This is a genomic window from Serinicoccus kebangsaanensis (genome assembly GCF_008919445.1).
In the GTDB taxonomy this organism is placed as follows: domain Bacteria; phylum Actinomycetota; class Actinomycetes; order Actinomycetales; family Dermatophilaceae; genus Ornithinicoccus; species Ornithinicoccus kebangsaanensis.
Genome location: NZ_VSLG01000015.1, coordinates 1 through 25,140 on the forward strand (window position 1 = coordinate 1; position 25,140 = coordinate 25,140).

A 25,140-nucleotide genomic window follows, 5' to 3' on the forward strand; every position below is an offset into this window, starting at 1 on the left:
CCACCCCCGCCGAGGCCATGGCCGAGCTACTCTCACTCACACCACCCGGTGTTGCAACCACGCTCTGAGACCGCCACACCTGGGCCGGTCGGGCCGGGCGCGTCGTCAGCCGTGGCGTCCACGGAGGTGACCCGGGGAAGGGGCACCGCGCTGTGCGCTGCTGACGGGCGGGGCGCCGACCGGCGGCGGGGCATACCCGGGAGCACCTTTCCATGGCAGAGTGACGCCTATGAAGAAGCTGCTGAACGACCCCGCTGACGTGGTCGTCGAGGCCCTGGCCGGGATGGCCGCGGCCCACCCCGACCACCTGCGCGTCGACCTCGACCACAAGCTCGTGCTGCGGGCCGACGCGCCGGTCTCCGGCAAGGTCGCCCTCGTCTCCGGCGGAGGCTCCGGTCACGAGCCCCTCCACGGCGGGTTCGTCGGGCGAGGGATGCTCGACGCCGCCTGCGCGGGAGAGGTCTTCACCTCGCCCGTCCCCGACCAGATCCTCGCGGCGACGACCGCCGTCGACGGTGGGGCCGGGGTGCTGCACATCGTCAAGAACTACACCGGCGACGTGATGAACTTCGAGATGGCCGCGGAGCTGGCCGGCGAGTCGGGCATCCAGGTCGAGGCGGTCGTCACCGACGACGACGTCGCGGTCCAGGACAGCCTCTACACCGCCGGCCGCCGCGGCGTCGGCGTCACGGTCCTGCTGGAGAAGATCGTCGGCGCCGCCGCCGAGGAGGGGCAGGACCTCGCCGCCTGCGCCGAGCTCGCGCGTCGGGTCAACGCCGGCGGTCGCTCGATGGGGATCGCCCTCACCTCCTGCACCGTCCCGGCGGCCGGCAAGCCGACCTTCGAGCTCGCCGAGGACGAGATGGAGATCGGGATCGGCATCCACGGTGAGCCCGGCCGGTCGACGGAGAAGCTCGCGCCGGCCCAAGAGGTCGCGGCCCGGCTCGTGGAGCCGGTCCTGGCGGACCTGTCGGTGGAGCGCGGCGAGTCGGTCATCGCCTTCGTCAACGGCATGGGCGGGACCCCGCTGCTGGAGCTCTACCTCATGTACGGCGAGGTGAAGCGGCTGCTGGACGAGGCAGGGGTGACGGTGGCCCGGTCCCTGGTGGGCAACTACATCACCTCCCTCGAGATGGCCGGGTGCTCGGTCACGCTGCTGCGCGCCGACGAGGAGATGGTGCGGCTCTGGGACGCCCCTGTGGACACTCCCGGCCTGCGATGGGGAGGATGAGCACATGGCTGACCTGACCGCATTCCAGTCCTGGATCACCACCTGCGCCACCGCGATCGCGGACCGTGCCGACGACCTCACCGAGCTGGACCGCGCGATCGGTGACGCCGACCACGGCAGCAACATGAAGCGTGGGATGAGCGCCTGCGCGCAGCTCGCCGAGCAGGAGGACTTCAGCAGCATCGACGCCTACCTCAAGAAGGTCGGTATGACGCTGGTCAGCACCGTCGGTGGCGCGTCCGGCCCGCTCTACGGCACCTTCTTCCTCCGGCTCGCGGGGCCGCTGGCGGCGAGCGAGCAGGTCGGTGCCCACGAGTTCGGCCAGGCGCTGCGCGCCGGGGTCGAGGGCATCGTCGCGCGGGGCAAGGCCGAGCTGGGTGACAAGACCATGTATGACGCGCTCTCGCCGGCGCTGGACGCCTTCGAGGAGGCGGCTGGCGCCGGTTCCGACCTCGCCGACGCGCTGCAGGCGGCCGCCCGGGCGGCCGCGGAGGGACGGGACGCGACGGAGCCGATGGTCGCGCGCAAGGGTCGCGCGTCCTACCTCGGCGAGCGCAGCGTCGGTCACCAGGACCCCGGCGCCACGAGTGCCACCCTGCTCGTCGAGGCCGCCGCACAGACGCTGACGTGAGGGCGATGCGATGATCTCCCTGGTCGTCGTCTCGCACAGCCGACCGCTCGCCCGGGCGGCTGCGGCCCTCGCTGCCGAGATGGGCACCGGCGGCGGACCACGGGTCGAGATCGCCGCCGGGCTGGACGAGGAGACCACCGGCACCGACGGGGTGGCCATCGCGGAGGCGATCGGTCGGGCCGACGAGGCGTCCGGGGGAGACGGGGTGCTCGTCCTGCTCGACCTCGGCAGCGCGGTGCTCTCGGCGGAGATGGCGCTGGAGATGGTGGACCCGGAGGTCGCCGACAGGGTGCGGCTCAGCGCCGCCCCGCTGGTGGAGGGACTGGTCGCGGCCACCGTCGCCGCCGGCGCGGGAGGCGACCTCGAGCGCTGCGCCGAGGAGGCGCGGAGGGGCACCGAGGCCAAGCGGACGCACCTCGGCGAGCCGGACGGGGCGCAGCCCTCCGCCCCGAAGGACGACGGGGACCAGCCCTGCGAGTGGGACTGCATCGAGGTCTCGGTCACGATGGAGCACGGCCTGCACGCGCGCCCGGCCGCGCGGCTGGTGGCCGCCGCGGGCTCGGTGGCGCCGGACACCCGGGTGCGGGTGCGCAACCAGACGACCGGGACCGGGCCGGTGGACGCGTTGAGCCTCTCGTCGGTGGCCACCCTGGCCGCCCGGCAGGGCCACGTCCTGCGGGTCGAGGCGACCGGCGACCGCGCAGGTGCGGTGCTCCAGGAGATCGAGCACCTGGCCAGGACCGCCTTCGGTGACGAGCCCGGCCCGGCGCAGCCGCTCGCGGACGTCGAGGTCCCCGCGCCGGCGGTGTCCGACCAGCCGGGGGTGGCAGGGTCCGGGCTGGAGGCGGCGATGGGTCCGGCGGTGCTGGACCGCACCGTGCCCGAGCCGGAGGAGCGGGAGGCCGACACCCCCCAGGTGGAGCAGGAGCGGCTGGACGCGGCGGTCCACGAGGCCTTGGCGCGACTCGGGGAGCTGGCGCAGCACGCGCGACGGCACCTCGGGCAGGGGCAGGCGGAGGTCTTCGACGCGCACGCCACGTTGGTGCGTGACCCCGAGCTGGCGCGCGACGTGGGCTCCCGGATCCAGCAGGGACAGACCGCGGCCGTGGCCTGGCAGGGTGCCGTCGGGGACGTGGCGGAGCGCTTCGAGCGGCTGCCGGACCCCTACCTCCAGCAGCGGGCGCAGGACGTGCGCAGCGTCGGGGACCGGGTGATGCGGATCCTGCTCGGGGTCGCCGAGCCGGAGTCGCTCGGCGAGGGCGTGCTCGTGGTCGACGAGCTCGACCCGGCGATCGCCATCTCGCTGGACGCGGCTGCCGTCCAGGGGGTGGTGACTCGGCGGGGTGGTGCGCTGGGGCACGGGGTGCTCATCGCCCGGGCCCGCGGTGTGCCGGTGCTGACCGGCGCCGGGGAGCTCCCCGACGTGGCGGCCGGCACGATGATCGCCTTCGACGTCCGGGCCGGGAGGCTCGAGATCGACCCGGCCCCCGAGGTCCAGGCGGCTTTCACCGAGATGCTCGACCGCCGCCGGCGCGAGCGGGAGCACGCCCTGGCCGACACCCACCTGCCGGTGGTGACCCGCGACGGTGCCCGGATCACGGTCAAGGCCAACGTGTCCTCGGTCGCGGTCGCCCGCCTCGGTGCCGGTCTCGGTGCCGAGGGCTCGGGACTGGTGCGCACCGAGGCGGTCTTCGCACAGTGGCACCGGGCGCCGACGGTGGACCAGCAGGTCGAGGTCTACACCGCCATCGCCGACGCCTTCGCACCGCACGCCGTGACCATCCGGACCTGGGACGTCGGCGGTGACAAGCCCCTCGACTTCATCCCCATCGCCGAGGAGGCCAACCCCTTCCTCGGGGTGCGGGGGATCCGCGCCTTCCGGGACGACCCCGCCCTGCTGCTGGACCAGCTCGAGGCCCTCTGCCGGGTGGGTCGGACCCACCGGCTGAACGTGCTCTTCCCGATGGTCACCTCGGTGGACGACGTCGACTGGGCCAGGTCCCGGCTGCAGGAGGCGGCCCGCCGGGTCGGCCTCTCCGCACCCCCGCGCCAGCTCGGGGTCGGCATCATGGTGGAGGTGCCCGCGGTGGCGGTCCGCCTCGCCCGGCTGGCCCGGGGGCTGGACTTCATCTCGATCGGCAGCAACGACCTCAGCCAGTACACCCTCGCCGCCGAGCGCGGCAACCCGCAGGTGGCGCCGTGGTCGGACGCCCTGGACCCCGCCATCCTGCAGCTGATCCGCACCATCTGCGACCGTGCGCCAGAGGGAGTCGTCGTCAGCCTGTGCGGGGAGCTGACCAGCGACCCCGACGTCGCCGGGCTCCTGGTCGGGCTTGGCGTGCGGGAGCTGAGCGCCTCCCCGAGCGCAGTGCCGACGGTCAAGGCGCGACTGCGGGCGGCCTCGCTGCGGGACCTGCAGGACCTCGCCGCCGGAGCGGTCGCGGCGCGCGACGCCGCGGCCGTGCGGGACCTGCTGCTCACCTGAGTGCCGCTCAGCGCACCCCACGCGGGCGGAACTGGATGCTGATCCTCGGGCCGACGGGGGTGCTGGTCTTCGGCACGCAGTGGTCCCACGTGCGCTGGCAGGACCCGCCCATGACGAGCAGGTCGCCGTGGCCCACGACGTGCCGGATGCTGCGGCCGCCACCCCGGGGCCGCAGCAGCAGCGCTCGCGGCGCCCCCAGCGAGACGATGGCCACCATCGTGTCGTGCTCCTTGCTCCGACCGATGCGGTCGCCGTGCCAGGCGACGCTGTCCCGGCCGTCGCGGTAGAGGCACATCCCCGCGGTGACGAAGGGTTCACCGAGCTCACCGGCATACCTCGCGCCCAGGTCCAACCGTGCCTGCTCGAGGACCGGGTCCGGCAGGCGCTCGCCCTCGGCGTAGAAGCGGAGCAGTCGCGGCGTGGTCACCTGCTTGTCCCACATCTGACGCTGCTCGCCGTGCCACTCGACGCCCGCGGGGCCGCCGAGCGCGAGCCGGGAGAAGAGCTCGTCGGAGCCGGTGAGCCACCCGGGCCGCAGGTCGATCCAGGCGCCGTGGTCCAGGGTGGTGCGGCGGACCGCGTCCCCGAGCGGGCGCAGGCCGACCTCGTCGACCTGGTCGAGCAGCGACCCTTGCAGCATCATGGGACCAGCATAGAACAGGTGTTCGACATCCACCAGTGCTCGCGCCGGTGCGCCGCGCCGGGCGACCGTGCCCCGTGGTGGGACACTGGACGTATGCCCACCTACCGTGACGCCGCGATCGTGCTGCGGACCTACAAGCTGGGCGAGGCCGACCGGATCGTCATCCTGCTCGGTCGCACGAGGGGGCGGATCCGGGCGGTCGCCAAGGGCGTGCGGCGCACCTCCAGCAAGTTCGGGGCGCGACTGGAGCCGGGGATGGTCGTCGACGTCCAGTGCTACGAGGGGCGCAACCTGGACACCATCACCCAGGCCGACGGGTTGGCTCCCTACGGCGAGGCCATCTCCCACGACTACCCGTCCTACACCTCGGCCAGCGTCATGCTCGAGACCTGCGAGCAGCTCACCGAGGAGGGCGCGCCCGCGCTGCAGCACTTCCGGCTGCTGGCGGGGGGCCTGGCGGCGCTGGCCGCCGCCGAGCACGACCCTCGGCTGGTCCTCGACTCCTACCTGCTGCGTGCCCTGGCGATCGCCGGGTGGCGCGCCAGCTTCGCCGACTGCGCCCGGTGCGGGATGACCGGGCCGCACCGCGCCTTCCACGTGCCCTCCGGAGGCGTGGTCTGCCCGGTATGCCGTCCGCCCGGCTCGACCGCGCCCGCGCCGGAGACCCTGGCGCTGCTGTCGGCCCTGTTCACCAGCGACTGGTCGGTCGCCGACGCCAGCCAGCGGCGTCACCGGAGCGAGGCGAGCGGGATGGTCGCGGCATACCTGCAGTGGCACCTGGAGCGAGGCGTGCGCTCGCTGCGGCACCTGGAAAGGACGCCGTAGATGCCCCGCGCACCCTTCGCCCACCCCTCGGGTGCGCGGCCTCCGGCGATCCCCACCGAGCTGGTGCCGCGGCACGTGGCGATCGTCATGGACGGCAACGGGCGCTGGGCCAACCAGCGCGGGCTGAAGCGCACCCAGGGGCACGAGGCGGGGGAGGCCTCGCTGCTGGACGTCATCGCCGGCGGGATCGAGATCGGCGTGAAGTGCATCAGCGCCTACGCCTTCTCGACCGAGAACTGGCGCCGCAGCCCGGACGAGGTGCGTTTCCTCATGGGGTTCAACCGGGCCGTCATCCACCGTCGCCGCGAGGAGCTCGACTCCTGGGGGGTGCGGGTCGTGTGGTCCGGGCGCCGGCCGCGGCTCTGGAAGTCGGTCATCTCCGAGCTGGAGTCCGCCGAGCGCCAGACCCGCGACAACGACGTGATCACGCTCAACTTCTGCGTCAACTACGGCGGCCGGGCCGAGCTGGCCGACGCCGTGCGCCGGATCGCGGACGACGTCAAGTCCGGCCGGCTCGCGCCCCGCGGGGTGGACGAGCGCACGATCGGCCGCTACCTCTACCACCCCGACGTCCCCGACGTGGACCTCTTCCTGCGCAGCTCGGGGGAGCAGCGCACCTCCAACTTCCTGCTGTGGCAGAGCGCCTATGCCGAGATGGTCTTCCAGGACGTGCTCTGGCCGGACTACGACCGGCGCGACCTGTGGGCGGCGATCGAGCAGTATGCCTCGCGCGACCGCCGCTACGGCGGCGCCGTGGACACCCCCGACCCCACGCGGGAGTGACCACGGGATAGCACAACCCTCATCGGCGAACTTCCCGATGAAGGTTGTGCTATGCCGTGGTCACTCCCGGGTGGGGTCGGTGCCGGCGGGGGGAGGGAGTGCCGGCCGGGAGCAGGGGGAGCGGGGGAGGTCAGCGACGGCGGGCGAGGACGATGTGCTCCGGCGAGTCCGGCCGCGCCGCGGAGCCGTCCCAGTCGCCGGCGACCTCGAGGACCTCGAAGCCGGTCCGGGCGAGGCTCTCCTCGAGCTCGGCACGGGTGCGGAAGCGCAGGGTCTCCGGGTAGGCGAGGTGGCCGTCCTCCAGCACGGTGTGCCCGACGTGCGTCACGACCGGCCCGCGGGGCTCCCCGCCGACCTCGCCGGGCGGCTGCTCGACCCGGTCGACCTGCGCCCACGCGGTGACCTCCCCGCCGCGCGGGTGGGGGTATGTCGTGCGCGTCGCCTCGGGCGTCCATCCTTCCCACGCCCGCGCCGCCGGGTTGCGGGAGTCGAAGGCCAGATGGCCGCCCGGGGCGAGATGCCGGTGGAGGTGCCCGAGCGTCGCCTCCCAGTCCTCGTCGGTGGTGAGGTACTGCGCCACGTGGGCCGTCATCACGACCAGGTCAGCGGCTTCGTCCGGGAGGGCGTCGGCATACCCGTGCACCCAGGTCACCCGCTCCGCGCCAGGCTTGCGGCGGGCCACGTCGAGACTGGCGCGGGCGGGCTCCAGCCCCGTGACGTCGTGCCCGTCGGCCGCAAGGGCGACCGCCAACGTGCCCGTGCCGCACCCGACGTCGGTGACCCGGTGCGCCGCGAGCCGGGCGGCCAGGCCACGGAAGTAGTCGTGGTCCCAGGTCCCGGCGTTCTCCACGTCGTAGAGCTCGGCCAGGCGCGGGTCCTCCGGCCAGGCGGTGACGTCCAGCCGGCGCAGGTAGCGGCGGCACTGGTGCACCCTGGCGAAACGCGCTCGCCAGACCTGCGGGTCCTCGTCCGGGCCGTGGAAGAAGCCCTTGACCGGCGCCCCGAGCCCGTAGGGCGCGTCGAAGCCCTCGTCGCCGTGGGCGTCGGCGCGCTGCTCGTCCCCACCGCGGTAGACGTGCAGGTAGGTCTGGTCGACGAGGAAGCCCTGCGCGGCATACCAGCCGCACGCCTCGGGGTCCTCCCGGGTCCAGGCGTCGATCCAGGCGAGGCCGCGGCCGCGCAGCCGACCCAGCGCCTCGTCGAGCAGTGCGCCCGCGACCCCGGCGCGCTGGTGGTCCGGGTGCACGGCGACGGTGTCGATCGTCGCGACCGACGCCCCGCCCTCGTCCTCCCAGAGCTCGACGTCGAGGACGCCGACCACCTCCTCCTCCCCGGGGGTGCTCATGCCCTCCGGCCTGGGCGCGACGGCGACCAGCTGCACGGACGGCCCGTCGAAGGTCGTGCGCCGGTCCTTGACGTCGTCGAAGTAGGAGGAGCCGAGGAAGGACAGCGCCCGGCAGCGCAGCCAGGACGGCTCGTCGACGTCGGCGTAGTCGCGGATGGTGAACCCCATGGTGCTGGTGAGGCTAGGGAGTCGGCGATCGTGGCCGCAACCGGATTTCGACCTCTGTTTCTCGTGCCATGGCAGCAGAAGCAGTAGTCGAATTCCGGTGGCTGGAGGGGGGCCGAGGAGGGGCCGGGGAGGGGCCGGAGAGGGGCTGAGGAGGGATGAGGCCGCAAGAGGGAGGGGTCAGGAGCAGGCTCGGCAGGTGCCGAAGATCTCCAGCGTGTGCGCCACGTCGGTGAAGCCGTGCTCGGCGGCGACCGCGTCGGTCCAGCGCTCGACGGTCGGACCCTCGACCTCGACGGTGCGGCCGCACGAGCGACAGACCAGGTGGTGGTGGTGTCCGGTCGAGCACCTGCGGTAGACGGCCTCACCGTCCGCGGTGCGGAGCACGTCGACGTCCCCGGCGTCGGCCAGCGTCGACAGCGTGCGGTAGACGGTGGCCAGACCGACCTTGTCGCCCGAGGCGCGCAGCTGGGCATGCAGGTCCTGGGCGCTGGTGAAGTCCCCGCCCGAACCCAGGGCGTCGATCACGGCGTTCTGCTGCCGGGTGGGGCGTCGGGTCGTCATCGTGGCACCTCCTCGCGGTCCTCCAGGGTATGCGCCGCGTCCGGCGGGTCTGCGGAGTGCTCGTCGTAGTGGCCCTCGTGGGCGGCGTGCCGGTGCCCGTCGTGCAGGTAGTCCACGTGGTCCCCGTGCGTGACCGCCTCGTGTCCGCACCCGGGTCCGTGCTCGTGCGGGTGCCGCTCGGCGTGCCGGTGACGACTGCCGGCGATCGCCCGCCGTGCCGCCCCGGCCAGCGCCGCGGCGACGAAGATGCCGATGGCCAGCAGCACGACCGTGCCGCCGGAGGCGGTGTCGGCGTAGTAGCTCGTGACCACCCCGCCCACCGACGACACGATCCCGAGGACGACGCCCCACCAGCTCGCGGCCCGGAAGCTGCGCGAGACCTGCTGGGCGGCGGCGTTGGGGATGATCATCAGGGCGCTGATGAGCAGCAGCCCGATGACCCGCATGGCCACCACGATGGTCACGGCGGTGAGGATCGACAGCGCGATGTTGAGGGCGAGGACCGGCAGCCCGGAGGCGCGGGCATACTCCTCGTCGCCCGCGACGGCGAAGAGCCGCTGGCGCAGCACCGTCACCACGACGACGACCACGGCGCACAGCACCGCGAAGAGCACGACGTCGGCGCGGGTGGTCGTCGTGATGGCGCCGAAGAGGTAGCCGGTCAGGTTGGCGGTCTGGGTGCCGTCGACCTTGTTGATGACGACCACACCGGCGGCGATGCCGCCGTAGAACATCAGCGCCAGCGCGATGTCGCCGGAGGTCCGACCCCGCGCCCGGACGAGCTCGATGGCGGCGCCGCCGAGGACCGCGGCGACGAGCGCGGTCCAGACAGGGGCGCTGTCGGTGATGACACCGATCGCGACACCGGCCAGGGCGACGTGCCCCAGCCCGTCCCCGATGAGCGAGAGCCGCCGCTGCACCAGGAAGATGCCGACCATCGGCGCCGCCAGCCCCACCACCAGGGCGGCGAGCAGGGCGTTGCGCATGAAGTCCAGGGCCAGCATCTCGCTCATGCCGCACCCCGCCCCGCCGAGCGCGCGTACCTGGCCCGGTGCTCGGCATACCCCTGCGGCGGGCCGTCGAAGGTCACCCGTCCCGTGTCGATCTCGACGATCCGGTCGACGACGCCACGCAGCGCGGCGAGCTCGTGGGTGACGACGAGCATGGTGGTGCCTCCCCGGCCCAGGCGCTGCAGCACCCCGGCCAGCACCCGCTGGCTCGCGCGGTCCACCCCCGCCGTCGGCTCGTCCATGACGATCACCTCGGGGCGCGCCACGAGCGCGCGGGCGATGAGGACACGGCGTCGTTGCCCGCCGGACAGGGTCTCGACGTCGAACCGGGCGCGGTCGGCCAGGCCGACGGCCTCCAGCGCCTCCTGCACCGCCTTGCGGTCGGCTCGGCCGGCCGGTCGCCACCACGGCCGTCCGGCCAGCAGCCCGGTCGAGACCACCTCGGTCACGGTGGCGCGCACCCCGCCGCTGAGGGTATGCCGCTGCGGCACGTAGCCGAGGCGGGTCCGGTCGGTGAGCCGGGCCAGCGGCGTGCCGAGCACCTGCACGTCGCCGGAGAGGTGCTGTGACAGGCCGAGCAGGCCGGTCACCAGCGTGGTCTTGCCCGACCCGTTCGGCCCCAGCACGGCGACCACCTCGCCACGTGCGACGGTGAGGTCCACATGGGAGATGACCGGCCTGCCGTCGTAGCCGAAGGCGGCGTCGGACAGCTCGAGGACCGGGGGTGCGGCGGTGCTCATGAGCAGCCGAGACCCTCGCCGAGGGCCTGCAGGTTGGCGCGCATCACCTCGAGGTAGTCCGCCCCCGCGGAGTCCTCGGTGATCGCCTCCAGCGGGTCGAGAGTGAGGACCTGGGCGCCGGTCTCCTGGGCCACCGTCTGCGCGATCGCGTCGGTGAGGATCGGCTCGGCGTAGATGGTGCTCACCCCGAGCTCCTCGACCTGGGCGCTGATCTGGGCGAGCCGGGCGGCGGACGGCTCGGCCTCGGGGGAGATGCCGGTGATGCCCAGCTGGTGCAGGTCGTAGCGCTGCGCCAGGTAGCCGAACGCCTCGTGCGTCGTCACCAGGTCACGGCTGGTGCACTCGGCGAGCCCGTCGGCATACTCCTCGTCCAGCACCTGCAGCTCCTCGACCAGGGCGGCGGCGTTGGCCTCGTAGTCGGCGGCGTGGTCCGGGTCGACCTCGCCGAGCCGGTCGGCGACCGTCTCGGCGACGTGCCCGTAGCGCTCAGGGTCGAGCCAGAAGTGCGGGTCCTCAGACCCGTGGTCGTGCCCCTCCTCGTCGTCGTGGCCCTCTTCGTGCTCGTCGTGCTCCTCCTCGGACTCGCCGGTCTCGAGCAGGTCTGCGGCCGGGGCCACGTCCAGCGCGGTGTCGCCCACCTGGCTGGCGACGGCATCGTCCACGGCGGCCTGCATCCCGGCGGAGTAGACGACGAGGTCCGCCGACCCGAGGGAGCCGACCGCGCGCGGGGACAGCTCGAGGCTGTGCGGGTCCACACCGGGGCTGGTGAGCGTCTCGACCTCGGCGTGCTCCCCGGCGACCCGCTCGGTGACGAACTGCAGCGGGTAGAAGCTGGTCATCACCTGCAGACCGTCCTCCGACGCGCCCGCCCCCGCGTCGTCCCCCGCGGCGGCGCCGCAGGCGGAGAGCCCGAGGGTCAGCGTCGAGGCGAGCGCGAGGGCACGGGAGAAGCGGGGCATACCTCCAGTGTCGACGGAGTGATAATGATTGTCAAAACGGTCAGCGGGGGACGAGCTGGATGATCGTGAGGGCCAGGAAGAGCAGCAGCACGGCCAGCCGCATCACCCGCTCCACCCCGGTCAGCCGCGGCCACGACAGGTAGAGCAGCCAGCCCACGAAGAGCAGCGCGATGCCGACCATCACCCACCCGACGGGACCCCCGACGAGCCCGCCGCCGAGGATGAGCAGCAGCAGGGCGAGGAACGGCAGCCAGACCGGAAGCCGGGCCAGGCGCTCCAGCATCGGGCGGCTGGCCTGCTCGATCGTGAGCCGCAGCCGCCCGGGCATCGCCTGCTCCGGTATGCCCTCGCCCCGGCCGGTGCCGGCCTCGCCCTCGGGGCGCTCACCGGCGGGCTGGGACGGCTGCTCGGAACTGCTCACCGGCCCACCCTAAACCGCCGTGCCGGGCGGGATCCGCGTGCGGGTGGCGAGGGCGATCGGGGCGTTCACGCCGCTTAGACTGACCCGCATGGCTCCCACCTCCACCGTCGATACCGTCGTGTCCCTGTGCAAGCGCCGTGGCTTCGTCTTCCCCTCCGGAGACATCTACGGCGGCACCCGGTCGGCCTGGGACTACGGACCCCTCGGGGTGGCGCTGAAGGAGAACATCAAGCGCCAGTGGTGGCGCGCGATGGTGCAGACCCGGGACGACGTCGTGGGGCTGGACTCCTCGATCATCCTGCCGCGTCAGACCTGGGTCGCCTCGGGTCACGTCGGTGAGTTCTCCGACCCGCTGACCGAGTGCCAGTCCTGCCACAAGCGCTTCCGCGTCGACCACATGCAGGAGGCGGTGGCCGAGAAGGCGGCGAAGAAGGGGAAGGAGATCGACCCCGACGACGTCCCGCTGGACGACATCACCTGCCCCAGCTGCGGCAACAAGGCGTGGACCGAGCCGCGCGAGTTCAACATGATGCTCAAGACCTACCTGGGTGTCATCGAGGACGAGTCCGGGCTGCACTACCTGCGGCCGGAGACCGCGCAGGGCATCTTCGTCAACTTCTCCAACGTGCTCGGCACGTCCCGCAAGAAGCCGCCGTTCGGCATCGCGCAGACGGGCAAGAGCTTCCGCAACGAGATCACCCCCGGCAACTTCATCTTCCGCACGCGCGAGTTCGAGCAGATGGAGATGGAGTTCTTCGTCAAGCCCGGCGAGGACGAGACCTGGCACCAGTACTGGATCGACGAGCGGACCCGCTGGTACACCGACCTCGGCATCGCCAGCGACAACCTCCGGCACTTCGAGCACCCGGCGGACAAGCTGTCGCACTACTCCAAGCGCACCGTGGACATCGAGTACCGCTTCAACTTCGCCGGCAGCGAGTGGGGCGAGCTCGAGGGCATCGCCAACCGGACCGACTTCGACCTGTCCACGCACAGCGAGCACTCCGGTCAGGACCTCACCTACTTCGACCAGGCCAGCGGCGAGCGCTACACGCCCTACGTCATCGAGCCCGCAGCCGGGCTGTCCCGGTCGCTCATGACCTTCCTCGTGGACGCCTACGCCGAGGACGAGGCCCCGAACACCAAGGGCGGGGTCGACAAGCGGGTCGTGCTGCGGCTGGACCCGCGGCTCGCCCCGGTGAAGGTGGCCGTGCTGCCGCTGTCGCGCAACGCCGACCTCACCCCGAAGGCCAAGGACCTGGCCGCACGGCTGCGCCAGCACTGGATGGTCGACGTCGACGACGCCGGCGCCATCGGCAAGCGCTACCGCCGGCAGGACGAGATCGGCACCCCCTACTGCGTGACCGTCGACTTCGACACCCTGGAGGATCAGGCCGTCACCATCCGCGACCGGGACTCCATGGGGCAGGAGCGGGTGTCGCTGGACCAGGTCGAGGCATACCTGGCGCAGCGGCTGATCGGCTGCTGAGACACCCCGGTCGTCCTGACCAGGTGCGGGGAACCGTCAGCGCGCGGGCGGCGTCGCAGCAGGGTGAACCGAGGCCGGTATGCCGCTGCGCTGGCGGTCGTCTGCGTCGCCGGGTGCAGCGTCGCCGAGCCGTCGCACCCGTCCGCGGAGGTCACGGCTGGTGGTACCCGGGTGATGACCACCGTCGACCAGGTCGTGCCCTTCCCCCCGGCCATCGCCCTCGCGCCTGACGCGCCAGCAGCAGAGGACACCTCAGGACGTCTGGACGTGGAGAGCGGGTCGTGGCGGTTGCTCGATCCGGAGGCGGACCTGGAGCCCTTCTACCCGGCGAGCGACACCTTCGTCACCCTGCGGCTCGCTGACCGGACGTGGACCGTGCGTGACTGCGGGTTGCGCATGACGGCACCGGGCCGCCGGGAGGACGGTGTCGTGCAGGTCACCGGCCCCTGGATCCAGGCTGTCGATCCCGACCCCGCGGCCTCCTGCGTCGGCACCGCCAACGCGGGCGGGTGGGCCGAGTTCCTGGAGTCCGAACCCGTGGCCTCGACCTCTGAGGGGGTCCTGCTGCTGCGCCGGCCGGGTGCCGCGCCGTCGACGGTCGGCGACCTTCTGCCGGTGCCGGTGGCTCTGCCGACCGTCGACCGTGCCGTGGCGGATGACCCGCGCTCGTGGACCGACGCCGCCCGCAGCCCCACTCGCCTCAGCCGCCGAGGATGAGGCCGGCGCCGATGGCCAGCATGACGACCGCGATCAGGCCGTCCAGCACCTGCCACGAGCGCGGCCGGGAGAGCAACGGAGCCAGCCCTCGGGAGCCGAAGCCGAGCAGGCTGAACCACAGCACGCTCGCGGCCACGAGACCGGCGTAGTACCACCACCGCCCGTCCGGCCCGTGGGTGTTCGCGATCGAGCCGAGCACGATGATGTCGAGGTAGAGGTGCGGGTTCAGCCAGGTGAGTGCCGCCATCGTCGTCAGGGCCCGCCGCAGGGTCAGCTCGCCGCCGCGGGCCGCGGTCAGGGCCTGACCCGGCCGCAGGGCACGCCACCCGACGTGCAACCCGTAGCCGATGACGAAGGCGGCCCCGCCCCACCGCGCGACGTCGAGGAAGGCCGGCCACTCCTGCACCGCCGCGCCCACGCCGAGCACCGCCAGGCCGATGAGCACCACGTCGGAGGCGGCGCAGAGCAGCACCAGCGGCGCGACGTGCTGACGCCGCAGCCCGGCGCGCAGCAGGTAGGCGTTCTGCGCGCCGACGGCGGCGATGAGTCCGATCCCGGTCAGCAGACCGGTGAGCACGAGCGTGAGGGGCATGAGATCAACGGTAGGGCCTGGACGGGCTGGACAAGTCCGAAACAGCACGAAGGATTCTGCAGAACCATTAGCATCACTTCACATGGACCTGGACCCTGCCGCCCTCGACACCCTGGCCTGCGTCGTGCGCGAGGGCACCTTCGACCGGGCCGCGGCACGGCTGCGGGTCACGCCGTCCGCGGTGTCGCAGCGGATCCGTGCGCTGGAGCAGTCGCTGGGGCGGGTGGTGGTGACCCGGAGCAAGCCGGTCGTCCCCACGCCTGCCGGTGAGGTGCTGCTGCGCCTCGCCGGCCACTGGGAGGTCCTGGTGGGCGACGCGCTGGCCGAGCTCGTCCCCGAGGCGAGCGGGACGGCATACCCCCGCGTCTCGGTGGTCGTCAACGCGGACTCCCTGGCGACCTGGTTGCTCCCGGCGCTGGCCCGGGCCCAGGAGGAGCTCGGGGTGGTCCTGGACCTGGTCCGCGAGGACGAGGAGTATGCCTCCGAGCGGGTCCGCGCCGGCACCGCGCTCGCGGCGGTCACCGCCGACCCCACGCCGGTCCCCGGGTGCCGGATCACCGCGCTCGGGTCGATGCGCTACGTGGCGGCCTGCACCCCCGCCTTCCACGAGCGCTGGTTCGCCGACGGTCCGCGGGCCGGCGCGCTGGACACGGCACCGATCGTGCGCTTCGACGACAAGGACCGGATGCAGCACCGGGTGGCACGCCGCTGGGCGCGGCGCGAGATCGACCCACCGGCCCACGTGGTCGGGTCCAGCCACGGCTTCGCCGAGGCGGTCCGGCTGGGCATGGGGTGGGGGATGATCCCCCTGGAGTGGGCCGAGCCGTGGCTGGCCGACGGTGAGATCGTGGAGCTGGGTCCGCGGTCGGACGTCGACGTGCCCTTGCACTGGCTCAGCGCGCGGCTCTCCTCGAGGACCCTGGAGGTGCTCACCCGCTGCGTCACCGAGACGGCCGCCACGGCGCTGCACCAACGGCGCGGCGCACGGCGCGGATGAGGTGGACCGGGGGCGCTGACCGCGGTGGGAGAATGGAGGCGCCATGACCGTGACCTCACCCCTGCTCCCGCCCCTGCAGATCGGGCCGCACACCATCGACTCCCCGGTGGTGCTGGCCCCGATGGCCGGCATCACCAACCGTGCCTTCCGCCAGCTGTGCCGGGAGTACGGCGAGGACGGGCTCGAGCTGGCCGCGACCGGGAGCGGCGCGGACGCCGCGACGGGGTCGGGGTGCCTGTTCGTCAGCGAGATGATCACCTCCCGCGCGCTGGTGGAGCGGACGCCGATCTCGATGAAGCTCATCGAGCACGGACCGGGTGAGTCGCCGCGGTCGATCCAGCTCTACGGCGTGGACCCGGCCACCGTCGGGGCGGCCGTGCGGATGCTCGTGGAGGAGGACCGCGCGGACCACGTCGACCTCAACTTCGGCTGCCCGGTCCCCAAGGTCACCCGCAAGGGTGGTGGCGCGGCGCTGCCGTGGAAGAGCGACCTCTTCCGCGGGATCGTCCGTGCCGCCGTGCGCGAGGCGACGCCCGCCGGCATACCCGTCACCGTGAAGATGCGCGTCGGGATCGACGCCGACCACGAGACCTTCCTGGACGCGGGCCGCACCGCCGAGCAGGAGGGGGCGGCCGCGGTCGCCCTGCACGCCCGCACCGCCGCGCAGGCCTACTCCGGGGAGGCCGACTGGTCCCGGATCGGGGAGCTGAAGCAGGCCGTGACCTCGATCCCGGTGCTGGGCAACGGCGACATCTGGTCGGCCGACGACGCGCTCGCGATGGTCGAGCAGACCGGATGCGACGGCGTGGTCGTGGGTCGTGGCTGCCTCGGGCGGCCGTGGTTGTTCACCGACCTCGCCGCGGCCTTCGCCGGGTCGCGGGTGCGGGTCGAGCCCACCCTCCGCGAGGTATGCCGGGTGCTGAGGCGGCACGCCGAGCTCCTGGTCGAGTTCCACGAGGACGAGGGTCGCGGCTGCCGCGACATCCGCAAGCACATCGCGTGGTACACCAAGGGCTTCCGCGTCGGGGGCCAGCTGCGGCACCAGCTGGGCCTGGTGGACTCGCTGGCCGCCCTGGACGCGCTCATCGGCACCCTGGACCTGGACCAGCCGTGGCCCGGGGAGGCGGCCGACGGCCAGCGTGGTCGGGCCGGGTCCGCCCGGGTGGTCGCGCTGCCCGACCGGTGGCTGGTCTCCCGCGAGCTCGACGGCGCCCAGCAGGCGGAGGTCGCCCAGGCCGAGCTGTCGGTCAGCGGGGGCTGACCGGTTCCACCTGCGAGGTCGGCCCTCGCCTCCTACCGTGGGCCGTATGGGACAACTCGACGGAAAGACAGTGGCCTTCCTGGCGACGGACGGCTTCGAGGACAGCGAGCTGACCAGCCCCTGGAACACCGTGGTGGAGGCGGGCGGGACCGCCCACCTCATCGCGCCCGAGGGCGGGTCGCTGAGCGGCAAGAAGGGGCACACCCAGGACGTCGACGTGGTCGTGGCGGACGCCGACCCGGCCGACTACGACGCGCTGGTGCTCCCGGGCGGCACGGGCAACGCGGACGCGCTGCGGATGGACGCCGACGCGGTCGCCTTCGCCCGGCACTTCGGCCAGCAGGCGAAGCCCGTCTCGGTCATCTGCCACGGTGCGTGGATCCTCACCGATGCGGACGTGCTGGACGGGCGCCGGATGACCTCCTTCCCCTCGCTGCAGACGGACCTGCGCAACGCCGGCGCGACCTGGGTCGACGAGGAGGTCGTGGTCGACGGGTGGCTGGTGTCCAGCCGCACGCCGGCCGACCTGGCGGCCTTCAACCGGGAGATGGTCCAGGCCTTCGCCTCCTGATCAGCGCTCGACCGGGCGCGAGGGGTCGCTGATCCAGTCGCTCCACGAGCCGACGTAGACCGCCGGGCGCGGTCCGACCCCCCGCGCCTCCAGCGCCAGGGCCAGGTGGGCGGCCTGCACACCGGAGCCGCAGTAGACCGCGGTGGGTCGGTCGGTATGCCCGCCCGCCCGGGTCAGCGCGCCGACGACGTGCTCGGCGTCGACGAAGCCCTCGTCGGTGACCAGAGACAGGGCCGGCAGGCTGAGCGCGCCGGGGATGTGGCCGGCCACCGGGTCGATGGTCTCGTTCTCCCCGCGGTAGCGCTCGGCGGGCCGGGCGTCCAGCAGCTGACCGCCACCGGCGAGGTGCTCCTGCACGCCGTCCGCGTCCAGCAGCTCGCGGCCTCCGGGCTCCAGCACGACGTCGCCCGGCTCGGGCTGCACCGTGCCACCCTCGACGGGCAGACCGGCGGCGGTCCACGCCGCGAGCCCTCCGTCGAGCACCGCCGCCCGCTCCAGGCCGTGGTAGGCCGCGACCCACCAGGCCCGCGCCGCGCCCAGGCCCGGGCCGGCGTCGTAGAACACGACCGGACGCCCGGCGCGGACGCCGGCGGCACGCAGCCCCTCCTGCACCCGCTGCACCGACGGCATCGGGTGCCGCCCGCCGCGACCGTCGCCGGGGAGCGGGTCCGACAGGACGCTCTCCAGGTCGAGGAAGGCCGCCCCGGGCAGGTGCAGCTCCAGGTAGGCCGCGCGGTTGGCTGCCGGGCCGGCACCGAGCGCCCAGCGCACGTCCACGAGCACCGGACGGTTCGGCTCCGGCCCGACGCGCATCGCCTGCAGCTGCGTGGTCGTGAGCAGCGGGTCGTTCATGCCGCGGCCCGCAGCTCGTCCAGGCCGGCCCGCAGGCGCCCGGCGAGCTCCTGCACCTGCTCGTCGGTCATGACGAACGCGGGGGAGACCTGGATCGCCCCGGCCCCGCAGGCCCGGGTGGCGACGCCGTGGCGACGGACCTCGGTGGCGAAGCGCATGGCGGTGGGCGGGTCGGCCAGCTGGACCGCCGCGACCGCACCCAGGCCGGAGCGCACCTCGACGACACCGTCGTGCTCGGCGAGCGGCGCGAGCTCGCGGTGCAGGCTGCCCGCCAGCCGGGCCGCCTCGTCGAGCAGTCCCTCACGCTCGATGAGGTCCAGGTTCGCCAGGGCGACGGCGGCCGCCATGGCGTGCCCGGAGTAGGTGTAGCCGTGCCGGAACCACACGCCGCGCTCGGGACCGAAGAACGGCTCCCACACGCGGGGTGCCACGAGGACGGCGCCCATCGGGGCATACCCGCTGGTCAAGCCCTTGGCCGTGGCCACGAGGTCGGGCTCCAGGCCGAGTGCGGAGCTGGCGAACCAGCTGCCGCCGAAGCGGCCGTAGCCGGTGATCACCTCGTCGGCGACGAAGAGGATGTCGTGCTCGGTGCAGATCTTGCGGACCTCGGCCAGGTAGCCGTCCGGCGGCAGGTAGACCCCGCCCGCGCCGATGATCGGCTCGCAGAAGAAGGCGGCGACCCGGTCCGCACCGACCTGCTCGATCGTCGCGCGCAGCCGCTCGGCCGAGTCCCACTCCACCTGGGCGGTGTCCGGGACCAGCTCGCCGTAGCCCTCGCGGTTGCCGGGGATCCCGGCCAGCGCGGTGCCGGCGTAGTGCATGCCGTGGTAGGCCTTGGACCGGGACAGCAGCACCGTCTTGTCCGGCCTGCCCTGCTCGACCCAGTAGCGCCGGGCCATCTTGGCGGCCGTGTCGATCGAGTCCGAGCCGCCCGAGGTGAAGAAGACCTTGCTGCCGGGCACCGGGGCGATGCCCTCCAGCCGGTCGGCCAGCGCGAGCGTGGTGTCGGTGGCGTAGTCGCCGAACGTGGAGTATGCCGCGATCCGGCGCATCTGCTCGGCGGCCGCGTCGGCGAGCTCGCCCCGCCCGTGCCCCACGTTGGTGAACCACAGCCCGGCCGTCGCGTCGAGGTAGCGCCGACCGTCGGTGTCGTAGACGTGCACCCCCTCACCGTGGGTGAGGACGAGCTCGCCGGCCTGCTCGACGGCGGCCATGTCGGAGAACGGATGCCACAAGGTGCCCATGCGCCCGACCTTAGCCGCAGCACCGGGCGGGGACGACGCGGTCGTGGCAGAGTGGACGGCATGTGCCGCAACATCCGCCCGCTCAACAACTTCGAGCCGCCCGCGACCCGCACCGAGGTGCAGGCGGCCGCGCTGCAGTACGTCCGCAAGGTGGGCGGCGGCAGCAAGCCCTCGCAGGCCAACGAAGCGGCCTACGCCACCGCCGTCGCGGCGGTGACGATGGCGACCCAGGAGCTGCTGGACGCGCTGGTCACGACGGCACCGCCCAAGGACCGCGAGACCGAGGCGGCGAAGGCCAAGGCCCGCGCGGCCAAGCGCTACGCCTCCGCCTGATGGCCTCCCGGGCGGACCGGGTCCGGCACCTGCTCAACTGGGTCAACCTGTCCACCCCGCTGGGGCTCGGGATCGCCGCCGCCGGTGGCGCACGGATCCGCCGCGGTCCGGCCCGCAGCTTCCTCGCCGACCACTACCGCTGGCGCTTCCCGGCGGCCGGGGCCTTCACCGTCGGCGATGTCGTCATCAGCCGCCACGACCGGGACACGCTGCGCGCCCGGCGCCCCGGGCTGCTCGACCACGAGCTGGCGCACAGCCGCCAGTGGGCGGCGTGCCTGGGCCTGCCCTTCCTGCCGCTGTACGTCGCCTCGATGGGCTGGTCGTGGCTGCGCACCGGCGACCGGGCGGCGCGCAGCGTGTTCGAGCGGCACGCCGGCCTGGCGCTGGGTGGCTACGTCGACGTGCCCACCCGACCCGTCGGACCGGTGCTCGCCGACGGTGCGCGGGCGCTGCGGGCGATCGTCACCGGGCGCCGCGGACTGGATGCGGGACTCGACGTGGGCACGGCGCCCGACCCGCGAGGATGAGGTGACGGGCACGGCATACCCTGCGGGTGTGACGAGCGAGGCCAGCGGCGGGTATGCCCCACCCGACCGGGAGAGGTGGGTCGCCGAGGACCCGGCGCAGAGGCGCTCCGACCGGCAGGACTTCGCCCGCGACCGCGCCCGGGTGCTGCACTCGGCGGCGCTGCGGCGGCTGGCCGCGACCACCCAGGTCGTGGCACCCACCAGTGACGACTTCGTCCGCAACCGCCTCACGCACTCCCTCGAGGTCGCCCAGATCGGGCGGGAGTTCGGCGCTGCGCTCGGCTGCGACGCCGACGTGGTGGACACCGCCTGCCTGGCGCACGACATCGGCCATCCGCCGTTCGGCCACAACGGGGAGTCGGTGCTGGACCGGATCGCGGCCGCGGCCGGCGGGTTCGAGGGCAACGCGCAGACCCTGCGGGTGCTCACCCGGTTGGAGGCCAAGCGCAGCCACGAGGACGGCCGGCCGGCCGGGCTGAACCTCACCAGGGCCAGCCTGGACGCCGCCATGAAGTACCCGTGGACCCGGGGCGGGGGACCGGCCGGGTCGCCCGAGCACAAGTTCGGGGTCTATCCCGACGACACGGACGTCTTCGCCTGGGTCAGGTCGGGCGCTCCGGACGCGCAGCCGCACCGGCGCTGCCTGGAGGCGCAGGTCATGGACTGGTCCGACGACGTCGCCTACTGCGTGCACGACGTCGAGGACGCCATCGCCTCGCGGCGGATCGACCCCCGGGCGCTGCGCTCCGCGGACGTCCAGCAGCAGGTCGCCGCCGTGGCGCACGAGTGGTATGCCGCGGACCTCCCGGTCGACGCGCTCCACGCCGCCCTGCAGGAGATCCTGGCCACCGGGTGGGTCCCGACCGAGCACACCGGGACCCGCGCCGACCTGGCCGCGCTCAAGGACATGACCTCGCGCCTCATCGGCCACTTCGTGCATACCGTCGAGCTGGCCACGCGCGAGCGGCACGGCCCGGGCCGGCTCACCCGCTTCGCCGCCGACCTGGTCGTCCCAGACCGGATCCGGGCACAGGCGGCGGCGCTCAAGGCGGTGGCCGCCCACTTCGTCATGCTCAGCGACGAGCGCCGCTCGACACTGGACGTCCAGCACCAGGTGATCGCCGAGCTGGTCGAGTACTACGGGTCCGACGCCCGGCGGGTGGACCCCCTGCACGCCGAGGCGGTCGGCGCGGCCGAGCGGGCCGGTGACGACCGTGCGCGGCTGCGCGCGGTGATCGACCAGGTGGCGAGCCTCTCCGACGCCAGGGCGCTCGCCGTGCACCAGCGGATCGAGACGGGCGGGTGAGCGTGCTGTCCCGGCTGGGACGGCCGATCGTCGGTGCCCCGATGGCCGGTGGCGTGTCCACCCCCCTGCTGGTCGCCGCGGTCAGCGACGCCGGCGGGCTGGGGATGCTGGCGGCGGGATACCAGACGCCGGAGGGGCTGGCGGCCGACCTCGTGCACGTGCGGGACCTCACCGACCGGCCGTTCGGGGTCAACCTCTTCGTGCCGGTCCCCGTCGACCGTGCCGCCCTCCAGGCACAGGTGGACGACTTCACCGCACGCATCGCGGGGGACGCGCGGGCCCTCGGGACCGCCCCGGGCCAGGTCAGCTGGGGGGACACGGACCACTGGGAGGCCAAGGTCGCGCTGGTCGAGACGTTGGCGCCGCCGGTCGTGTCCTGCACCTTCGGCGTCCCCGACGCCTCGACGGTGGACCGGTGGAGGAAGGTCGGCTGCGAGGTGCACGTCACGGCGACCTGCGTGCCCGAGGCGGACGCGGCGGCGGCGTGCGGCGCCGACGTGATCGTGCTGCAGGGTCAGGAGGCCGGCGGGCACCGGGGCACCCACGACCCGTCCGCGCACCCGCAGCCGGTGGACCACCTCGGGCTGCTGGAGACCGTGCGGAGCAGGACCGACCTGCCGCTGGTCGCGGCCGGCGGGATCACGACCGCCGGCGACGTGCGCCGAGCCGTAGCGGCCGGGGCGGCGGCCGTGCAGGTCGGGACCGCACTGCTGCTGTCGACCGAGTCAGGGGCGTCCGCCACCTACCGCGCCGCGCTGCGCAGCCCGCAGCACACGGAGCGGGTGCTCACCCGTGCCTTCTCGGGCCGGGTCGCGGGTGCGGTGGCGAACAGGTGGATCAGGGAGCATGCCGACGCGCCCGCCGCCTTCCCCGTGGTCGACCAGCTGACCAAGCCGCTGCGGCGGGCCGCCGCCGAGCGCGGTGACGTCGAGGCGATCCACATCTGGGCCGGGTCCGGGTGGCGGGCGGCGCAGGAGCGTCCGGCCGGCGAGATCGTCCGGGAGCTGGCCGGGTGAGCGAGCTGCGGGCGGTCCTGCCCCCTGGCACCGACCTCGGCGCCGGGGTCCCGCTGGGCGGGTCGGGCCGGTCCACGGTCCACCGGCACGAGGTGGTGCATGGGCCGCCTGAGTGGGGCGGCTCGGTGGTGGTGAAGCGGTTCCTGCCGCAGCCGGAAGGGCGGCGGGCCGCCATGGGGTGGCGTCGCGAGCTCACCGGGTTGCGGCACCTGGAGGGGGCGCCGCGCCTGCTCGCGGCGGACGCGGACACCCAGGTGCTGGTGATGGAGGACCTCGGCCCGCACCCGACGCTGGCCGATGCCCTGCTGGGCGCGGACGGGGCGGACGCCTGGCGGAACACCGTCGCCTGGGCCGGCACCCTCGGCGGCTCCGTGGTCGCCGACGGAGCTGCGCTGGAGCGGGTCCGGCGCGATCTCGGCACCGAGCTGCTGGCGGAGGACCGGAGGTGGCAGGTGGACTACCCGCGCCGCGGGGTGGACCGGCTGGTCGAGGTCGCGGGCATCCGGTCGGGGAGGGCCGCGGCCGCGCAGGCCAGGGACGTCGTCGACGAGCTGCAGCACGACACCGGCCGGCACGTGCTCGGTCCGGGTGACTCCTGCCCGGACAACGCGGTGCTCACGCCGGGCGGCGTCCGCCTGCTCGACCTGGAGGGCGCCGGGGTGCGGCACCTGGCCTTCGACGCGGCCTACGCCGCCGAGCCGTTCAGCACCTGCTGGTGCGTCTTCACCCCACCGGACGGCCTGACGGCCGCGGCCGCGGCCGCCTTCACCGACGCCGCCCAGGGCGCGCTGCCCGGCCTCGCGGACGACCCCGCGTGGCCGCGCCAGGTCCGGTCCGCCGTGGCGTTGTGGGTGCTGGCGGGCAGCCTGTGGTTGCTGGACGGGGCGGTCGCCGATCGCACGATGGGCCCCGAGGGCCGGATCGGTCCGGCGTTCCGAGCCCTCCTGCTGAGCCGGTGGGGGTGGGTGGCGCGGGAGTGCGCCACCGAGCTGCCGGACATCGCCGCGGCGTGCGAGGAGGCGACGGTCTGGGCCCGGAGGTCGTGGGCGGGCAGCCCGCTCGAGCTGCCCGGCTACCCCGCCTTCGGTGAGCGCCCTGCGCCCGCGTGACCAGGCACGAGCAGGTCAGGTCGTGCTGCCCGGCTCCAGGCGGGCACCGGGAGGGACCGTCGTGCCCCGACCGACGCGGCTGTCCTGACCGATGAGCGCGATGGCGGCGTCGGTGACCCGGGTTCCGGGTGGTGCCGCGCCGACCACGGCGCCCCGGCCGACCCATACCCCGCGGTCCACGACGGCCGAGCGCACCGTCGCGTGCGCCTCGACCACGACCCCCGACAGCAGCACGCTGTCCTCGACGACCGCGCCCCGCTGCACCTCGACGTCGGGGCCGAGGACCGACCGCACCACCCGGCCCCGGACGCGCGAACCCGGCCCGACCATGGCGTCCACCAGCTCACCGCCGTCCCCGACCCAGCCGGGCACACCCGGGAGCGCGGGGCCGAGCACCGGCCGGTCGGGATGGTCGAAGACGTCGACCTTGCCCGCCAGCAGGTCGCGGTGGGCCTGGAGGTATGCCTGGGGTCGACCCACGTCCTTCCAGTACCCCGTCATCGGCGCCGCGTAGACGCGTCCGCGCCGGACCAGCGCCGGCACCAGGTGGTCCGCGAAGTCGCCGAGACCCGTGTCGTGACTGTCCTCACCGGTCCGGCTCAGCTCACGTCGCAGGTGGTCGAGCTCGTCGAGCAGCACGTCGGGGCGGTAGAGGAAGATCTCGGTCGCCACCGTGCCGGACCTCGGCCGGCTCGGCTTGTTCCAGACCTCGGTCACCCGCCCGTGCCCGTCCTGCGCGACCACCATCTTGTGCCGCGCCTCCTGCCGGCCGATCTGCGCCGTCACGAGGGTGCACTCCGCCTCACGTGCCAGGTGCTCCGCCGTCACCGAGCGCAGGTCCAGGCTGAAGATGTGGTCGGCGGAGAGCACCAGCAGCACGTCCGGCTGCTCCAGCCGGATGGCCTCCCGCATCCGGAAGAGACCGTCGGCGTTGCCGTGGCTGAAGCCGTCCTCGTGGGCCGTCCCGGACCCCTCCTCGGGCGTCACCCGGCGGAAGCCGCCGCGCGTGCGGTCCAGGTCCCACGGCCGTCCGCCAGCGAGGTAGCTGTCCAACGAGCTGGACTGGAACTGCACCGAGACCCACACATCGCTGACACCGGCGGCGGCGAGCGCGGAGAGGGGGAAGTCGACGAGCGCGTGGCTGGCCGCGAAGGGGAGGGCGGGCTTGGCCCGCTCCCGGGTCAGCACGTCCATCCGACTGCCCCGGCCACCGGCCTGGACGACGGCGAGGACCCGCAGGTCCGCGGGGAGCGTGGTCACCGCTCGACCGTACCTGCCCGGCGCGGCACGGGCGACCCGGAACAGTCGATCTGAACCTTTTCGC

26 protein-coding genes are annotated in these 25,140 nt (G+C 73.7%); 15 read left to right on the forward strand and 11 right to left on the reverse strand.

The genetic code is table 11. The features are described 5' to 3' along the window. Positions 1 to 229: 229 nt before the first annotated feature. From dhaK to ptsP, 3 genes are read left to right on the forward strand one after another with little or no spacing between them, the layout of a single operon-like run. On the forward strand, positions 230 to 1,231 hold the full coding sequence (gene dhaK, locus FXF60_RS13790) for a dihydroxyacetone kinase subunit DhaK (protein ID WP_151526558.1): 1,002 nt from the start codon (positions 230 to 232) through the stop codon (positions 1,229 to 1,231). Between the two features lie 4 nt (positions 1,232 to 1,235). After that, positions 1,236 to 1,862, forward strand: a complete 627-nt coding sequence (dhaL, locus tag FXF60_RS13795; protein ID WP_151526559.1) for a dihydroxyacetone kinase subunit DhaL — start codon at positions 1,236 to 1,238, stop codon at positions 1,860 to 1,862. Positions 1,863 to 1,872: 10 nt separating this feature from the next. Next, positions 1,873 to 4,347 (forward strand): phosphoenolpyruvate--protein phosphotransferase, encoded by a 2,475-nt coding sequence (gene ptsP / locus FXF60_RS13800; RefSeq protein WP_151526560.1) that lies wholly within the window; start codon positions 1,873 to 1,875, stop codon positions 4,345 to 4,347. A gap of 7 nt (positions 4,348 to 4,354) precedes the next feature. Here ptsP and FXF60_RS13805 read toward each other — a convergent pair whose 3' ends face one another. Then, positions 4,355 to 4,990 (reverse strand): alpha-ketoglutarate-dependent dioxygenase AlkB, encoded by a 636-nt coding sequence (locus FXF60_RS13805; protein ID WP_151526561.1) that lies wholly within the window; start codon positions 4,988 to 4,990, stop codon positions 4,355 to 4,357. A 93-nt stretch (positions 4,991 to 5,083) separates the two neighbouring features. Between FXF60_RS13805 and recO the strand changes: the two genes are divergently transcribed. Together recO and FXF60_RS13815 are read left to right on the forward strand one after the other, a co-directional pair. After that, complete coding sequence (gene recO / locus FXF60_RS13810; protein WP_151526562.1) at positions 5,084 to 5,815, forward strand: DNA repair protein RecO; 732 nt, start codon at positions 5,084 to 5,086, stop codon at positions 5,813 to 5,815. Further along, complete coding sequence (locus FXF60_RS13815; protein WP_151526563.1) at positions 5,816 to 6,598, forward strand: isoprenyl transferase; 783 nt, start codon at positions 5,816 to 5,818, stop codon at positions 6,596 to 6,598. A 130-nt stretch (positions 6,599 to 6,728) separates the two neighbouring features. Here the strand turns inward: FXF60_RS13815 and FXF60_RS13820 are convergent, their stop codons facing one another. The 6 genes from FXF60_RS13820 to FXF60_RS13845 all read right to left on the reverse strand — a co-directional run bounded on the left by FXF60_RS13820 (position 6,729) and on the right by FXF60_RS13845 (position 11,802). Continuing rightward, entirely contained in the window at positions 6,729 to 8,111 is a 1,383-nt protein-coding gene (locus FXF60_RS13820; protein WP_151526564.1) for a GNAT family N-acetyltransferase, read from the reverse strand. 177 nt (positions 8,112 to 8,288) lie between these two features. Next, the gene (locus FXF60_RS13825) at positions 8,289 to 8,672 is read right to left on the reverse strand and encodes a Fur family transcriptional regulator (protein WP_151526565.1); all 384 of its coding nucleotides are present in this window, start codon (positions 8,670 to 8,672) and stop codon (positions 8,289 to 8,291) included. Beyond that, positions 8,669 to 9,685, reverse strand: a complete 1,017-nt coding sequence (locus FXF60_RS13830; RefSeq protein ID WP_151526566.1) for a metal ABC transporter permease — start codon at positions 9,683 to 9,685, stop codon at positions 8,669 to 8,671. Before FXF60_RS13830 ends, FXF60_RS13825 begins: the two co-directional genes overlap by 4 nt. Continuing rightward, positions 9,682 to 10,422, reverse strand: coding sequence for a metal ABC transporter ATP-binding protein (locus FXF60_RS13835; RefSeq protein WP_151526567.1), 741 nt, complete (start codon positions 10,420 to 10,422; stop codon positions 9,682 to 9,684). The genes FXF60_RS13830 and FXF60_RS13835 overlap by 4 nt, the downstream gene beginning before the upstream one ends. Next, positions 10,419 to 11,381, reverse strand: a complete 963-nt coding sequence (locus tag FXF60_RS13840; protein ID WP_151526568.1) for a metal ABC transporter substrate-binding protein — start codon at positions 11,379 to 11,381, stop codon at positions 10,419 to 10,421. Before FXF60_RS13840 ends, FXF60_RS13835 begins: the two co-directional genes overlap by 4 nt. Before the next feature lie 40 nt (positions 11,382 to 11,421). Next, the gene (locus tag FXF60_RS13845; protein WP_151526569.1) at positions 11,422 to 11,802 is read right to left on the reverse strand and encodes a DUF6703 family protein; all 381 of its coding nucleotides are present in this window, start codon (positions 11,800 to 11,802) and stop codon (positions 11,422 to 11,424) included. Positions 11,803 to 11,890: 88 nt separating this feature from the next. Between FXF60_RS13845 and FXF60_RS13850 the strand changes: the two genes are divergently transcribed. Beyond that, positions 11,891 to 13,291, forward strand: coding sequence for a glycine--tRNA ligase (locus FXF60_RS13850; protein ID WP_151526570.1), 1,401 nt, complete (start codon positions 11,891 to 11,893; stop codon positions 13,289 to 13,291). Positions 13,292 to 13,354: 63 nt separating this feature from the next. Further along, positions 13,355 to 14,008 (forward strand): hypothetical protein, encoded by a 654-nt coding sequence (locus tag FXF60_RS13855; protein WP_202879645.1) that lies wholly within the window; start codon positions 13,355 to 13,357, stop codon positions 14,006 to 14,008. Here the strand turns inward: FXF60_RS13855 and FXF60_RS13860 are convergent. Next, complete coding sequence (locus FXF60_RS13860) at positions 13,992 to 14,600, reverse strand: LysE/ArgO family amino acid transporter (protein WP_151526572.1); 609 nt, start codon at positions 14,598 to 14,600, stop codon at positions 13,992 to 13,994. The two genes, FXF60_RS13855 and FXF60_RS13860, sit on opposite strands and share 17 nt — an antisense overlap. Positions 14,601 to 14,682: 82 nt before the next feature. Between FXF60_RS13860 and FXF60_RS13865 the strand changes: the two genes are divergently transcribed. Genes FXF60_RS13865 through FXF60_RS13875 form a run of 3 tightly spaced genes read left to right on the forward strand, consistent with a single transcriptional unit; the run spans position 14,683 to position 17,429 of the window. Then, complete coding sequence (locus FXF60_RS13865; RefSeq protein ID WP_151526573.1) at positions 14,683 to 15,597, forward strand: LysR family transcriptional regulator ArgP; 915 nt, start codon at positions 14,683 to 14,685, stop codon at positions 15,595 to 15,597. Positions 15,598 to 15,640: 43 nt separating this feature from the next. Beyond that, positions 15,641 to 16,858, forward strand: a complete 1,218-nt coding sequence (gene dusB / locus FXF60_RS13870; RefSeq protein WP_151526574.1) for a tRNA dihydrouridine synthase DusB — start codon at positions 15,641 to 15,643, stop codon at positions 16,856 to 16,858. A 46-nt stretch (positions 16,859 to 16,904) separates the two neighbouring features. Then, on the forward strand, positions 16,905 to 17,429 hold the full coding sequence (locus FXF60_RS13875; RefSeq protein ID WP_151526575.1) for a type 1 glutamine amidotransferase domain-containing protein: 525 nt from the start codon (positions 16,905 to 16,907) through the stop codon (positions 17,427 to 17,429). Here FXF60_RS13875 and FXF60_RS13880 read toward each other — a convergent pair whose 3' ends face one another. Together FXF60_RS13880 and FXF60_RS13885 are read right to left on the reverse strand one after the other, a co-directional pair. Further along, entirely contained in the window at positions 17,430 to 18,281 is an 852-nt protein-coding gene (locus FXF60_RS13880; RefSeq protein WP_151526576.1) for a sulfurtransferase, read from the reverse strand. It lies immediately after the preceding gene. Further along, a complete protein-coding gene (locus FXF60_RS13885; RefSeq protein ID WP_151526577.1) occupies positions 18,278 to 19,525 on the reverse strand; it encodes an aminotransferase family protein in 1,248 nt (415 codons plus the stop codon). Before FXF60_RS13885 ends, FXF60_RS13880 begins: the two co-directional genes overlap by 4 nt. A gap of 60 nt (positions 19,526 to 19,585) precedes the next feature. Here FXF60_RS13885 and FXF60_RS13890 point away from each other — a divergent pair, with 60 nt between their 5' ends. Genes FXF60_RS13890 through FXF60_RS13910 form a run of 5 tightly spaced genes read left to right on the forward strand, consistent with a single transcriptional unit; the run spans position 19,586 to position 23,816 of the window. Next, positions 19,586 to 19,858 (forward strand): DUF2277 domain-containing protein, encoded by a 273-nt coding sequence (locus FXF60_RS13890; protein WP_151526578.1) that lies wholly within the window; start codon positions 19,586 to 19,588, stop codon positions 19,856 to 19,858. After that, entirely contained in the window at positions 19,858 to 20,385 is a 528-nt protein-coding gene (locus tag FXF60_RS13895; RefSeq protein WP_192796753.1) for a hypothetical protein, read from the forward strand. Before FXF60_RS13890 ends, FXF60_RS13895 begins: the two co-directional genes overlap by 1 nt. Positions 20,386 to 20,413: 28 nt before the next feature. Further along, entirely contained in the window at positions 20,414 to 21,691 is a 1,278-nt protein-coding gene (locus FXF60_RS13900; protein WP_238335865.1) for a deoxyguanosinetriphosphate triphosphohydrolase, read from the forward strand. After that, positions 21,688 to 22,707: a nitronate monooxygenase gene (locus FXF60_RS13905; RefSeq protein ID WP_238335866.1), complete on the forward strand. Its 1,020-nt coding sequence runs from the start codon at positions 21,688 to 21,690 to the stop codon at positions 22,705 to 22,707. The genes FXF60_RS13900 and FXF60_RS13905 overlap by 4 nt, the downstream gene beginning before the upstream one ends. Next, the gene (locus FXF60_RS13910; RefSeq protein ID WP_151526580.1) at positions 22,704 to 23,816 is read left to right on the forward strand and encodes a phosphotransferase family protein; all 1,113 of its coding nucleotides are present in this window, start codon (positions 22,704 to 22,706) and stop codon (positions 23,814 to 23,816) included. Before FXF60_RS13905 ends, FXF60_RS13910 begins: the two co-directional genes overlap by 4 nt. Positions 23,817 to 23,831: 15 nt before the next feature. Here the strand turns inward: FXF60_RS13910 and FXF60_RS13915 are convergent, their stop codons facing one another. Further along, positions 23,832 to 25,076, reverse strand: a complete 1,245-nt coding sequence (locus FXF60_RS13915; RefSeq protein ID WP_151526581.1) for a glucose-1-phosphate adenylyltransferase family protein — start codon at positions 25,074 to 25,076, stop codon at positions 23,832 to 23,834. Between the last annotated feature and the right edge of the window lie 64 nt (positions 25,077 to 25,140).